Source organism: Micromonospora sp. ZG13 (assembly GCF_059359355.1).
In genome coordinates, this window is record NZ_JCADBQ010000001.1 from 562,402 (window position 1) to 575,652 (window position 13,251).

8 protein-coding genes are annotated in these 13,251 nt (G+C 73.7%); 5 read left to right on the plus strand and 3 right to left on the minus strand.

Annotated elements, in window-relative coordinates; genetic code table 11:
• Positions 1–308: 308 nt before the first annotated feature.
• Positions 309–1,973: a glycoside hydrolase family 10-like protein gene (locus tag AC5L34_RS02715; RefSeq protein WP_494823720.1), complete on the plus strand. Its 1,665-nt coding sequence runs from the start codon at positions 309–311 to the stop codon at positions 1,971–1,973.
• 179 nt (positions 1,974–2,152) lie between these two features.
• The gene (locus AC5L34_RS02720) at positions 2,153–2,692 is read left to right on the plus strand and encodes a phospholipase (protein WP_441176080.1); all 540 of its coding nucleotides are present in this window, start codon (positions 2,153–2,155) and stop codon (positions 2,690–2,692) included.
• An 82-nt stretch (positions 2,693–2,774) separates the two neighbouring features.
• On the opposite strand, the gene AC5L34_RS02725 is transcribed toward AC5L34_RS02720, so the two are convergent.
• Positions 2,775–5,606, minus strand: a complete 2,832-nt coding sequence (locus AC5L34_RS02725) for an ATP-binding protein (protein ID WP_494823721.1) — start codon at positions 5,604–5,606, stop codon at positions 2,775–2,777.
• A 184-nt stretch (positions 5,607–5,790) separates the two neighbouring features.
• A complete protein-coding gene (locus tag AC5L34_RS02730; protein ID WP_101412874.1) occupies positions 5,791–6,009 on the minus strand; it encodes an FmdB family zinc ribbon protein in 219 nt (72 codons plus the stop codon).
• A gap of 39 nt (positions 6,010–6,048) precedes the next feature.
• Here AC5L34_RS02730 and AC5L34_RS02735 point away from each other — a divergent pair, with 39 nt between their 5' ends.
• The 3 genes from AC5L34_RS02735 to AC5L34_RS02745 all read left to right on the plus strand — a co-directional run bounded on the left by AC5L34_RS02735 (position 6,049) and on the right by AC5L34_RS02745 (position 12,043).
• Entirely contained in the window at positions 6,049–7,578 is a 1,530-nt protein-coding gene (locus AC5L34_RS02735; protein ID WP_494823722.1) for a lytic murein transglycosylase, read from the plus strand.
• 72 nt (positions 7,579–7,650) lie between these two features.
• On the plus strand, positions 7,651–8,667 hold the full coding sequence (locus AC5L34_RS02740; protein ID WP_441176264.1) for a GNAT family N-acetyltransferase: 1,017 nt from the start codon (positions 7,651–7,653) through the stop codon (positions 8,665–8,667).
• A gap of 97 nt (positions 8,668–8,764) precedes the next feature.
• Positions 8,765–12,043 (plus strand): lamin tail domain-containing protein, encoded by a 3,279-nt coding sequence (locus AC5L34_RS02745; protein WP_494823723.1) that lies wholly within the window; start codon positions 8,765–8,767, stop codon positions 12,041–12,043.
• Between the two features lie 65 nt (positions 12,044–12,108).
• Here AC5L34_RS02745 and AC5L34_RS02750 read toward each other — a convergent pair whose 3' ends face one another.
• Positions 12,109–12,633, minus strand: a complete 525-nt coding sequence (locus tag AC5L34_RS02750) for a helix-turn-helix domain-containing protein (RefSeq protein ID WP_494823724.1) — start codon at positions 12,631–12,633, stop codon at positions 12,109–12,111.
• Between the last annotated feature and the right edge of the window lie 618 nt (positions 12,634–13,251).

Consider the following 13,251-nt stretch of genomic DNA (forward strand, 5'->3'; position numbering starts at 1 on the left):
CCACCGTCCGGACCACCCCTGTGGCGGCCGGTGACCGGCGATGCTACCCAGCGTGAGCCCTCCTCAATCCTGACGATCTCGGGCCAATCGGGCCGACACCCGGCGTGTGCGGTCCAGCACCCTGCGCGCCGTGGCCCCGGCCACAGGGACGAGCGGACGTGGACGGACGGATCGATCCCGTCCAGACTCTTGCGCAGAGCCGTGAGGTGTGAAAATTTCCTACCAGCGGCAGATTGTCAACGGCGAATCTTGCCGTCTGTGCCGCGATGAACCCCTGACACGGGAGCCCCAACGAAGGGACACACCGCATGAAGGCAACTCGGCTCGGAGCCGCCGGGCTGGCCGCCGCACTGCTCGGCGCGCTCGTCGCCGCCACCCCGGCGAGCGCGGCGCCCGACGCGGCGACCACCGCCGCCTCCACCACCACCTGCGTCACCGACCCGGCCACCCCGAAGCGGCAGTTCCGGGCCATGTGGATCTCCTCGGTCGTCAACATCGACTGGCCGAGCAAGGCGTCCCAGACCGCGCCCGACCGCATCGCCGCGCAGCAGGCCGAGTACCGCCAGCTGCTCGACCTCGCCGAGCGGCTCAACCACAACGCCGTGGTCGTCCAGGTCCGGCCGACCGCCGACGCGCTCTGGCCGTCGCCCCACGAGCCCTGGTCGGAGTACCTGACCGGGGTGCGTGGCGAGAACCCGGGCTGGGACCCGCTGAAGTTCGTGGTCTCCGAGGCGCACAAGCGCAACCTCGAGTTCCACGCCTGGTTCAACCCGTACCGCATCTCCATGCCCGCCCCGGGCGGCGCCGGCGCCGACATCAACCAGCTCGCGCCGAACCACCCGGTGCGCGAGCACCCGGAGTGGACCTTCGCCTACCCGCCGGCCGGGGTCGCCGGCAGCCGGCTGTACTACAACCCCGGCATCCCGGAGGTCCGCGAGTTCGTGCAGACCGCGATGATGGACGCGGTCAAGCGGTACGACGTCGACGGCGTGCACTTCGACGACTACTTCTACCCCTACCCGAGCGGCACCCACCAGGTGCCCGACGACGCCACCTTCGCGGCGCACAACCGGGGCTTCACCGACAAGGCCGACTGGCGGCGGGACAACATCAACCTACTGATCCAGGAGATGAACGCCAAGATCAAGGCCGAGAAGCCGTGGGTGAAGTTCGGCGTCAGCCCGTTCGGCATCTGGCGCAACCAGTCGGCCGACCCGCTGGGCTCGGACACCACCGGCAGCCAGTCGTACGACATCATCTCCGCCGACACCCGCAAGTGGGTCAAGGAGGAGTGGATCGACTACATCGTGCCGCAGCTCTACTGGTACATGGGCCAGTACCCGGCCGCCGACTACACCCGGCTGGTGCCGTGGTGGGCGGACGTGGTCAAGGGCACCCGGGTGCAGCTCTACATCGGGCAGGCCGACTACAAGAGCGGTGACCCGGTCTACGGCTCGTTCTGGATGAACCCGCGGGAGCTGTCGAACCACCTGACGCTCAACCGGCAGTACCCGGAGGTCCTGGGCAACGTCCACTTCTCGGCCGTTCAGGTGCGGGCCAACCGCCTCGGCGCGACCGACATCTACGCCGCCGAGCACTACTCCCGCCCGGCGCTGGTCCCGACCATGTCGCACCTGCCGAAGAAGCCGCTGCTCATGCCGGTGGTCACCAAGGCCGCGCGGCAGGACGACGGGGTCCGCCTGAGCTGGCTCCAGCCGGCCGACGGCGTGGGCCCGCTCGGCACCGCCACCTCGTACGCGATCTACCGCTTCGACGGGACCGGCCTGGCCGGCCGGTGCGACTTCGCCGACGCCGCGCACCTGGTCGACACGGTCCGCGCCGACGCGGGCACCCGGACTCAGTCCTGGGTGGACACGACGGCCGAGGCCGGCAAGCGCTACACCTACTACGTGACCGCGCTCGACCGACTGGCGAACGAGAGCCCGGCAAGCCCGCCGGCGTTCGTCCGCTGACGTCCGACCGAATGCCCCGGGTGCCCCTGGCACCCGGGGCATTCGTCTGTTTCAACGCCTGTCACTAATTGTCGGCGGGCACCACATCCCCCGGATCCCTCCATGATCCACACTGGTCGGCATTCCGGTGACCCGCCGGTAACCCCCGTCCCGCCCGCCATCCCCCGCGGAGGTAACCCGTGCCCAGACGCCTCACCACCCTGCTCGCCTCGGCCGCGCTCGCGATGCTCTTCGTCTTCGGGGTCTCCTCCCCCGCCGCCGCCGTCACGACCTCGCAGAAGCTCTCCGTCCTGTCCAGCTGGACCCAGACCAGCGCCACCAGCTACAACTCCTGGAACTCGGGCCGGCTGAACAAGGGCGCCTGGGCGGCGTACGAGTTCAACTGGTCGACCGACTACTGCTCGTCGAGCCCGGACAACCCGCTCGGCTTCAACTTCACGCTCTCCTGCTACCGGCACGACTTCGGCTACCGCAACTACAAGGCGATGAGCCGGTTCTCGGCGAACAAGGCCCGACTGGACAGCGCCTTCTACGCCGACCTGAAGCGGGTCTGCGCCACGTACAACAGCGTCGTGCGGCCCGCCTGCACCAGCCTCGCCTGGACGTACTACCAGGCCGTCAGCGCCTTCGGCTCGGTCGCCGCCGTGCAGCAGGCCGACATCGACCGCGCCGCCCGGATGAAGGCCGACGCCGAGCGCCGCGCCGCCCTGAGCCGCTGACCCACCCGTACCGCCCAGGGGTCCGCGTCCCCGCCCACCGGGTCGACGCGGGCCCCGACCGGCACGACGACGGACCCCGCCGTCAGGCGTGCCCCGTGTGGTGGCGGCACCGGTCGGGAGTGACGGTCTGGCGGGGCGCCACGTGGGCGTGCCCCGCGCCGAACCGCGCCGAGCCGGCCGCCAGGTCCGGGTGCTCGACGGCGAGGGCCAGCGCCGCCGCCTCCTCCAGCCCCAGCTCGGTCCCCTCGCCGTACGCGCCGTCGAAGGCCGCGTCGCCCAACTCCCGGCGCAGCTCCCCCTGCCGCTGCGCCCAGTACCCGTCGTAGATGCCCGGGGCGCAGCGCATGCTCGCCCGGGTCGCCCCCGCCGCGCCGAACAGGCGGGCCGCCGTCAGGCCGTCGCCGCCGGTCGCGCAGCGCACCGCCATCGCGTTCAACGTGTCGCAGGCCCGGCCGTGGAAGCCGTGGCTCATCCGCGAGCGGAGCGCCACCTGGAGGTGCTCGTGCGCGGCGACGAGGTCCCCACGCGCCAGGGCGACCATCCCGAGCAGCATGTCGACGGAGCGCCGCCCCCGCTCCACCGGCCGGGCCGCCTCCACCGGTCGCGCCGCGCCCAGCAGCTCTGCCGCCTCGTCCAGGGCGCCCCGCCGCCACAGCAGCTCGGCCAGGCTGAACACCCCGAAGAGCGCATCGCCGAGCACCTCCTGGCCGGACGCCCAGTCGATCACCTCGCGGCAGATCCGCTCGGCCTCCGCGAACTGTCCCATGTCGACCAGCGGGGCGGCCCGCCCGGCGAGCACCCGGGCGAGCAGGCCCGCGTCGCCCGCCTGCCGGGCCGCCGCCTCCGCCCGCTGGGAGTAGCGCAGCTCCTCGGCGAACTCGCCGTCCGCGCCGGCGTGCAGCGAGTGCATGTGGTACGCCGCCGCCAGCTCGGCCTCCGGGATCCGCTCCCCCGTCTCGGCGATGCGCCCGTACAGCCGGAACAGCCAGAGCCGCCCCTCCCGGGCCAGGCCCCGCTCCCGCCACCACTGGTCGAGGCCCCCGGCCAGCCGCAGGCCGGCGCGGGCACTGCCGCCGGTGGCGCACCAGCGCAGCGCGGCCCGCAGCTCGCCGGCGAGCGGGTCGAGGGCGTAGAGCGACAGGGTCACCGGCCGCCCGTCCGGGCCCAGGTGCGCCCGTTCCAGCGCGTGCATCGACCACGCCACGTGCCGGTTGCGGGCCGACCGCTCCTCCCCCGCCTCCACCAGCCGCCGCGCCGCGTACGCCCGGATCGGGTCGAGCATCCGGTAGGTGCTGCCCGCGGCGTGCGGCTCGGCCAGCACCATCGACTTGTCGACCAGCACCGCGAGCGGATCGAGCGGATCGTCGCCGAGCAGCCACTCCACCGCCGCCAGGTCCACCGGCCCGGCGAAGACCGCCAGCCAGCGCAGCAGCCGGGCGGCCCGTGGCCCCAGCGTCCGGTACGACCAGGTGACCGTGGCCTGCATGGTCAGGTGCCGTTCGGTGGCGGAGCGCTGCACCGCCCGGACGGCCGGGCTGGGCGACGCCATCCCCTCGGCCGCCGCCACCGGATCCACGCCGTCCTGCCGGTCGCCCGACGGGTCCGGCTCCGCCGGAGGCGGGTCCTCCCGCCCTGCGTCGAGGGTGCCCAGCACGTCGTCGAGACGCGCGGCGAGCTGACCGACGGAGAGCACCCGCAGCCGGGCGGCGGCCAGCTCGATGGCGAGCGGCAACCCGTCCAGCCGGCGCACCACCCGCCGCAGGTCGGCCGACTCCGCCGGGTCCGGGGGCCGGCCGCCCCGCGCCGCCGCCGTCCGGTCCAGCAGCAGCGCGACGGCGTCGCTCTCCGCCCCCTCGACCGGCGGGTCGACCGACAACGACGGGATCCGCCAGACCACCTCGCCCGGCAGGCCGAACGACTCCCGGCTGGTGGCGAGCACCCGGACGCCCACCCCGCCGGCGAGCAGCCGGGAGATCACGGCGGCCGAGGCCGCCGGCTGGGCGTCGCAGGTGTCCAGGAGGATGAGCATGCGGCGCGCGGCCGCGTACTCCACCAGTGTGTCCACCATCGGGCGGCCCGGCTCGGGACGCAGGCCGAGCACGGCGGCGACCTCGAACGCCACCAGGCCCGGGTCGGTGACCGCGGCGATGTCGACGAACCAGACCCCGTCCGGATGGGACTCCACCAGGTCGACGGCCAGCTCCACGGCCAGCCGCGTCTTGCCCGCGCCACCCGCGCCGAGGACGGTGACCAGCCGGTGCGCCTCCACCAGCCGCCGCAGCTCGGCGAGCTCGGCGTCCCGGCCGACGAACGAGGTGACCGGGGTGGGCAGGTTGTGCGCGCTCGCGTCGGCGGTGCGGGGCCGCGGGAACTGCCGCTCCAGGCCGGGGGCGACGAGCTGGAAGAGCCGTTCCCGGTCGTCGAAGCCGCGCAGCCGGTGCAGGCCGAGGTCGACCAGGGACACGCCGGGCGGCAACGGCTCCACCTGCCGCGCCGTAGACGCCGAGCAGAGCACCTGCCCACCGTGGGCGGCGGCGGCGACCCGGGCCGCGCGGTGCACCTCCGGGCTGACGTACTCGCCGTCGCGCGGCTCCGCCCAGCCGGTGTGCAACCCCATCCGGACCCGGGGCACGGCGTCGGCGGTGGGCCACTCGTGGCTGGCCAGCGCCCGCTGGGCGGTCAGGCAGGCGGTCAGTGCGGCGGTCGCGTCGCCGAAGGCGAGGAAGAACGAGTCCCCCTCGGTCAGCAGCTCCGCGCCCTCGGTCGCGGCGATCGTACGGCGCAGCAGGCGGCGGTGCTCCCGCAGCACCGGCGGGTAGTCCGGCCCGAGCAGCTGGGCCAGCCGGGTGGAGCCCTCGATGTCGGTGAAGACGAAGGTCACCAACCCGCTCGGGAGATGGATCCGTGGCGACATGGTGGAACCTCCGCCCGTGACGTCGGACTCATGCTGCCTGATACCGGACCATCACGCATCGTGAGAACGGTCGGGCGGCTCCGGCCCCCGGGGAGCCCTCCGCCCCGGCTGGCCGGAGGGGTTGGGCCGGCGGACGTCGCGGCGGACGAGGAACCGGCCCGGACGGGCGGGGGCGGACCGCCGGTCAGCAGCCGCAGCCGCCGCCGCAGCACCCTCCGCCGGCCGGCGCCGGCGCGCCACCGGCCGCACCGCCGCCCCGGCCGGTGACCGCGACGGTGGAGAGGAGCTTGACCGTGTCGGCGTGCCCCTGCGGGCAGGACGCCGGCTCAGCGGCCCGCGCCATCGGACGGTTGACCTCGAAGGTGTCGCCGCAGGCGCGGCAACGAAACTCGTACCGGGGCATGGCACCCAGGGTACGACCGGTCCTGACGTACGGGGGTACATGGGTGATACTCAACTTGTGGTGGACGGCGAGGACAGGAAGACCCTTCGGCCCCTGCGGCCGGCGGCACCCATCGACGGGCCGCTCGCCGAGTCCGGCGCCGTGCCCGGGCCCGCGACGCGGTTGCCGCGTCCCCGCCGCCCCTGGCTGAGATCCACCTCCACGGAGGACACGAAGCCGGCCGCCGAAGCGAAGCCAGCCGAAGCGAGGCCGGCCGACAAGCCGGTCGCCACGAAGCCGGCGGAAGAGCCCACCGCCGAGGCGAAGCCAGCCGAGAAGGCGAAGCCGGTTGAGAAGGCGAAGCCGGTTGAGAAGGCGAAGCCGGCCGCAGGGCCGGCCACCGAGACGAAGCCGGCCACGGCCGCGAAGCCGGACGAGCCTGCCGCCACCACGGCCGCGCAGCCGGACGACAGGAGCGCCCCCGACACGAAAGCCGGCGGCGCGGCCGGGAAGCCGGCCACCGCGACCTCGGCCACGGGAGCGGCGGCCACCGGGAGCGGGGCGAAGGACGGTGACGGCGACGGCGCCGAGTCGGGCGCGGGCGACCTCGCGCAGACGAAGGTCGACGTGCCCGCCACGAAACCGGCCGCCGGGCCCCGCCGCCGCCGGGTGCAGTTCGCGCACGCCGTACGCCGGCCTCCGCACCGCATCGCGATCGCCGCCGCCCGCGCCACGCGGGACTGGTCGCGGCGACCCAGCGGGCGACTCACCCTGCCCGGGGTGTTCCTGCTCGCCCTGGTCGCGGCGACGGCTGCGGCGGGCGCGCTGCTGGTGCCCGCGACGGCCCGGGGAACCCGGCCGGTCGCGGTCGACGCCACCTCCCCCGCCCCGACCACCGACCCGCAGGCGCCGCTGCCCGGCGGGACGCCACCGCCCGGCGGGATGCCACTGCCCACCCAGACGGCGCTGCCGCCCGGAACGGCGCCGACCGGCCCGGTCGTCGGCGGTTCCACCGGTCGGCCGTCGGACGCGCTGGCCGGCTGGGCCGCCCAGGTCGGGCCCAAGGTCGGCATCTCGCCGGTGGCCATGCAGGCGTACGGCTACGCCGAGGTGGTGCTCGCCCAGACCAACCGCAGCTGCGGGCTGAGCTGGACCACGCTGGCGGCCATCGGGTTCGTCGAGTCGGGGCACGGTCAGGCCAACGGCGCGACGCTCCGCCAGGACGGCAAGGCACTGCCCGAGATCATCGGCCTGCCGCTCGACGGGCAGGGCGGCCGGATGCGCATCCCCGACACCGACCGCGGCGTGATGGACAAGGACCCGGTCCTCGACCGGGCGGTCGGGCCGATGCAGTTCATCCCGACGACCTGGCAGGAGATCGGGGCGGACGCCGACAACGACGGCGTCAAGGACCCGCACGACCTGGACGACGCCGCCCTCGCCGCCGGCAACTACCTCTGCAAGGGCGGCCGGAACCTCACCATCCCGGCCGACTGGTGGAACGCGATCCTGTCCTACAACGACGTCCGCCGCTACGCCCAGGACGTCTACGACACCGCCAACCGGTACGGACAGGCCAGCCGCACGTGAAGTGATCGTCCGCGTACATTGGAGAACTGGACACTTCCCCCGGGCAGCGGTTAGCGGCAAGCTAGACGGGTGATGGTGCGCGAGTGGGACCCCAGGACCGCGTCGTCCGCCGAGATCGCGTCGCTGCTGGACACGCTGAACGCGGTCCTGGCGGCCGATCTGCCGCAGGATCCGCCGTGGCGGGAGAGCTCCATGCGGGAATACCTCGCTGAGGTCATGCCCGGCGAACGGCGGATCTCCTGGGTCGCCCAGACGGAACCGGCGGCCGACGGCAGCCCGGGGGCGATCCTGGGCCACGTGCACGTGCTGCTGCTCGGCGACATCGGCGTGCTGGAGGTGCTGGTCCACCCGTCGGCGCGGCGTACGGGCCTCGGCCGGGACCTCGTCCTGACCGCCGCCCGGCGGGTCTACCAGGAGGGCTTCCAGTCGATCGGGGTGGAGGTGGTCGGCGACACGCCGGCCGTCGCCTTCTACGAGTCGCTCGGCTTCTCCAAGGAATACGTCGAGACCCGCAGCGTGCTGGACCTGTCCGGGGTGGACTGGGCCGAGCTGGCCGAGATGGCCACCGGCATCGGCGCGGGCTACCACCTCCAGTTCCACCCGGGCGGTCCGCCAAACGAGCTGATCGAGGCGTACGCCCGGGCCAAGGCGGAGGTGCGCGACGTCGAGGACGGCGAGCTGCGCCCCAGCTCCTACGACCCGGAGCGGCTGCGCGACAGCCTGGACTGCCTGCACCGGCGGGGCATGAAGCCCTACATCGTGCTCGCCCTGCACGAGCAGACCGGCGAGGTGGCCGGGCTGACCGAGGTGGTCGTGCCGGTCCAACATCCCACCCGCGCCGACCAGTACGACACGATCGTCGTGCAGGACCACCGGGGCTACGGCATCGACCGGGCGATCAAGGCCCGGATGCTGATGGAGCTGCGCTCGGCCGAGGCGGAGCTGACCGAGGTGCAGACGTGGAACGCGCAGGCCAACGAGGCCATGCTCAAGGTCAACGCCGAGCTGGGCTACCGTCCGGACCGCGAATGGTGCGAATACAGCATCGACGTGGCTGAGCTGGTGCACCGCCTCGACGCCGGACGCTGACCGGAACGTTCACGAATCCGTCCGCTGGGGGATGGACGGCGGTCAGCAGCGACCCTTAACGTGCGTTAGTTCCCCGTCCACCCATCGTGGAGGCCTTATGCGCCCGCGCCGCACTCTTGCCGCGCTCGCGACCGCCACCGCCGCCGTGACCGTCACGGCCGTCGGCGTCGCACCCACCGCGGCCAGCGCCGCGCCCACCGACCTCTTCATCTCCGAGTACGTCGAAGGCTCGTCGAACAACAAGGCGATCGAGCTGTTCAACGGCACGGGCGCCGCCGTCGACCTGGCCGCCGGCGGCTACCAGCTCCAGTTGCACTTCAACGGCTCCACCACGCCGACGAACCTGGCCCTCACCGGCACCGTCGCGGCCGGGGACGTCTTCGTCCTCGCCGCCGCCTCGGCCGCACCGGCCATCCTCGACCGGGCCGACCAGACCACCGGCGCCAGCCTGTTCAACGGCGACGACGCCATCGTGCTGCGTCGCGGCGGCACCGTGCTCGACTCGATCGGGCAGGTCGGCGTCGACCCGGGCACCGAGTGGGGCACGGGCGTCACCAGCACCGCCGACAACACGCTGCGCCGGTCGGCCGCCGTGACGTCCGGCGACACCGACCCCTCCGACGCGTTCGACCCGGCCGCCCAGTGGGCCGGCTTCCCCGTCGACACGTTCGACGGCCTCGGCACGCACGCCGTCGACGGCGGCGGGCCGGTCGACGCGCCCGCCACGCTCGCCTGCGGCCCGGCCCTGGTGACCCCGGCCGGCACGGCGGCCACCCGGGAGGTCACCGCCACCGACACCGACGACCGCATCGTCGACCTGGCGGTCACCTCAGTCAGCCCGACCCCGGCCACCGGCTCCGTCAGCCGCTCGGCGGTCACCCCCGCCGACGCGGTGGGCGGCACCGCCCGGGCCACGGTCGCCACGAGCGCCGACCTGGCCGCCGGGGCGTACACCGTGGTGCTGACCTCCACCGACGCGGACGGCGGCACCGCCACCTGCACGCTGGCCGTGCAGGTGACCCGGGAGCTGACCGTCGGCGAGGTGCAGGGCCCGACCACCGACGCCGAGTCCGGTCCCGCCGACCGGTCGCCGCTCGCGCCGGCCACGGGCAACGGGACCAGCAGCACGCTGTACGACGTACGCGGCGTGATCACCCAGCGCACCCTGGCCCGCGACTCGTCGGGCCGCGACCAGCACGGCTTCTTCCTGCAGAGCCGTTCCGACGCCACCGACGGCGACCCGACCAGCTCGGACGGCATCTTCGTCTTCATGGGCTCGTTCACCTCGCTGATCGGCGGCTACGTGCCGACGGTCGGCGACGAGGTGGTGCTGCGCGCCCGGGTCTCCGAGTACTTCAACTTCACCCAGCTCTCCGGGGCGTCGCTGGTGCGCCGGATCGCCTCCGGCGTGGACGTGAACGCCGAGGTCGAGGTGACCGACGCGGTGCCGCCGGTCGACCTGGCGGCGGCCCAGCGCTTCTTCGAGCGGCACGAGGGCGCCCGGCTGCGCGTACGCGCCGGCAGCGGCGCGGTGAGCGGGCGCAACGTCTTCGCCTCCACCGCCGACGCCGAGATCTTCGTGATCGACCGGGACGACCCGCTGCTCGACCGCGCCGACGCGTACGCCCGCCGGGTGTTCCGGGACGCGCACCCGCTGGACAACGACCCGACCCGCCGCTTCGACGACGGCAACGGGCAGCGCGTCCTGCTCGGCAGCATGGGCGTCAAGGGCAGCACGGGTGACAGCGCCGCGCTGCTCCCGCCCGCGCGCACCTTCGACACGCTGACCGCCGACGCGGTCGGCGGGCTCTACTACTCGTTCGAGAAGTACGGCGTGCAGGTCGAGGCGGCCGCGTTCACCGGCGGGGCCGACCCGTCGACGAACAACCCGCCGAAGCCGGCCAACCGCTCGGAGGAGGTCGCGGTCGCGACCTACAACGTCGAGAACCTGTACGACTACCGCGACGACCCGTTCGACGGCTGCGACTTCGCCGGCAACGCCGGCTGCACCGGGGTGCGCCCGCCGTTCGACTACGTCCCGGGCAGCGAGCAGGAGTACCGCGAGCAGCTCGTCGCGCTGGCCGACCAGATCACCACCGACCTGCACTCCCCCGACCTGATCCTGGTGCAGGAGGCCGAGGACCAGGACATCTGCTCGGTCTCCGGCACCGAGCTGGTCTGTGGCAGCACGGACAACGCCGACGGCGCGCCGGACAGCCTCCAGGACCTGGCGCTGGCCATCGCCGCCGCCGGTGGCCCGGCCTACCAGGCCGCGTACGACCGGACCGGCGCGGACGCCCGGGGCATCACCGCGGCGTTCCTGTTCCGCACCGACCGGGTGTCGCTGGCGGCGCCCACCGCCGCCGACCCGCTGCTGGGCTCGGCGCCGACCGTCGAGTACCGGGGGGCGGGGCTGCCGGGCAACGCGGACGTGCAGAACCCGAAGGCGCTCAACGCGGTGCTCCCCGCCGACGTGGACACCTCCACCGGCAAGGACGGAAACAACGTCTTCACCCGCGCCCCGCAGCTCGGCAAGTTCACGGTCGCCGCCGCGCCCGGCTCCGCCGAGCGGTACACGCTGTGGGCCGCGAGCAACCACTACTCGTCCGGGCCGGACAGCCGGGTCGGGCAGCGCCGGGAGCAGGCCGCGTACGGCGCCGCGATCGTCACCGCGATCGAGGCGTCGGACCCGCACGCGCGGGTGGTCTACGGCGGGGACCTGAACGTCTTCCCCCGCCCCGACGATCCCATCGCCACGGCGGCCGACCCCACCCCGTCGGACCAGCTCGGGCCGCTGTACGAGGCGGGCATGCGCAACCTCTGGGACGACCTGCTCGCTGACGCGCCGTCGTCGGCCTACTCGTACAGCTTCGAGGGGCAGGCGCAGACGCTGGACCACCTGTTCGTGAACGGCGCGCTGCACCGGGACCTGGTGCAGATGCGGGCGGCGCACATCAACGCCGACTGGCCGGCCGACCACGCGGCCGACGGCAGCCGGGGTTCCAGCGACCACGACCCGCAGGTGGCCCGCTTCCGCTCCCGGGCGTCGCTGAGCGTCGGCGACGCGTCGGTGGTCGAGGGTGACCGGGGCACCCGGCCGCTGACCTTCACGGCCACCGTCTCGCGCCCGCTGTCGCAGCCGGTGCTGCTCTGCGCCGCCACGTACGGCACCACGGCCCAGGCCGGCGCCGACTACGACCCGTACGTCGGATGCAAGGTCCTGGCGGCGGGGCAGACGTCGCTGGACTTCCCGGTGACCGTGCGCGGTGACCGGAAGCGGGAGGCGGACGAGAAGGTGAACCTGGTGGTGGCCGGCGTGCCGGGCCTGCGCCTGGCGGACCCCCTCGCCGTGGGCACCATCACCGACGACGACTGACGTCGCACCGGAGCACGCCCCGACGGCCCGCCGCCCAGGAGTTCCCCGGGTGGCGGGCCGTTCGCTCACCACGGAGAGCGTGGGTCGGGCAGCCCCGGCGGTGGGGGAACGCGCGGCGGTGGGGGTACGCGCGGTGGCGGGGGCACGCTGCGGTACTTCGCCACCCGCACCTCCCACTGACTGCGCCGTCGCATGGCGTCGCGGACCCTGCGGTCGCGGTAGAACGTCTCCGGCGGGCGGGCCAACCCGTAGACGTCCGCCCACCACTCGCCCGGCTCGGGGTCGAGAATGGTGTCCAGGTGCGAGGGATAGCGACGCCCCGCCCCGTCCCGGGTGTCCTGCCAGTCCCGCATCGGCTTCAACACCCGCCCGAACTCGTCGACGACGGCCAGCCGGAATCCGGCGACCCCGATGATGCGGCGCAGGAGCAGGATGCTCGGCACCAGCCGGCCCGCCTCGATCCGCCCGACGGTGGAGTGGTTCACCCCGGCCCACCGGGCCAGCTCCCGCTGGCTGAGGCTGGCGTACCGCCGCACCGCCCGGACGATGCCCGCAGCTGGCCACGGCGTGTCGAACGGTTCGGTCAACATCACCGACGGCTCACGCGAGCCCAACGCGGCGGCCCCAGCACCCGGCACGACGGCCCCAGCACCCGGCACGGCAGCCTCAGAGCCCGGCACGGCGGAGCCCGACGTGGCGGCGGAGCCGGGCGCGATGGCGGAGTCCGGCCCGGCGGCAGAGCCCGGCACGGCGTCGGGATCAAGGGGCCGGCCTCTCGCCGGTTCTGCGGGTAGGGCGGTCATCCGGCCACGCTCCCCCGCTGCCGCGCCCTCCCGCAATCCCAGCCGCGCCACCTGTGGATAACCCAGCCGCCTGTGGAAAACCCACTACCCGACGCCACACCGCAGCAAGCCGGCCTCACCCACTGAATGGTGACTCACAGTAACAGAAGTGATATCCCGCCCAATTCCTACTCTGCGTAATTGCATCCTTCCCCTCGAAGCGGCTCTCAGCGACCCCACCAATCAGCAAAACGGCCTGACCAGCAGTTTCATCCTCCGGCTCGCTGAGGAGCCGCCCAACTCCGCGCGCCCTTTGCTCTGCAGCCATATACGCAACAGTCACCGTGGGTTGCCGGTGCGTGAATGGATGCAGAGCAAAGCGTCCGAGGGACACTGACCTTCGAGCGCAGCGGGATCACTTAACGT

Excerpts from the sequence above, each read along its gene's own strand:
- AC5L34_RS02715 (WP_494823720.1), top strand. The coding sequence starts at position 309 with ATGAAGGCAACTCGGCTCGGAGCCGCCGGGCTGGCCGCCGCACTGCTC.
- AC5L34_RS02725 (WP_494823721.1), bottom strand. The coding sequence starts at position 5,606 with ATGTCGCCACGGATCCATCTCCCGAGCGGGTTGGTGACCTTCGTCTTC.
- AC5L34_RS02730 (WP_101412874.1), bottom strand. The coding sequence starts at position 6,009 with ATGCCCCGGTACGAGTTTCGTTGCCGCGCCTGCGGCGACACCTTCGAG.
- AC5L34_RS02735 (WP_494823722.1), top strand. The coding sequence starts at position 6,049 with ATGGGTGATACTCAACTTGTGGTGGACGGCGAGGACAGGAAGACCCTT.
- AC5L34_RS02740 (WP_441176264.1), top strand. The coding sequence starts at position 7,651 with ATGGTGCGCGAGTGGGACCCCAGGACCGCGTCGTCCGCCGAGATCGCG.
- AC5L34_RS02745 (WP_494823723.1), top strand. The coding sequence starts at position 8,765 with ATGCGCCCGCGCCGCACTCTTGCCGCGCTCGCGACCGCCACCGCCGCC.
- AC5L34_RS02750 (WP_494823724.1), bottom strand. The coding sequence starts at position 12,633 with ATGTTGACCGAACCGTTCGACACGCCGTGGCCAGCTGCGGGCATCGTC.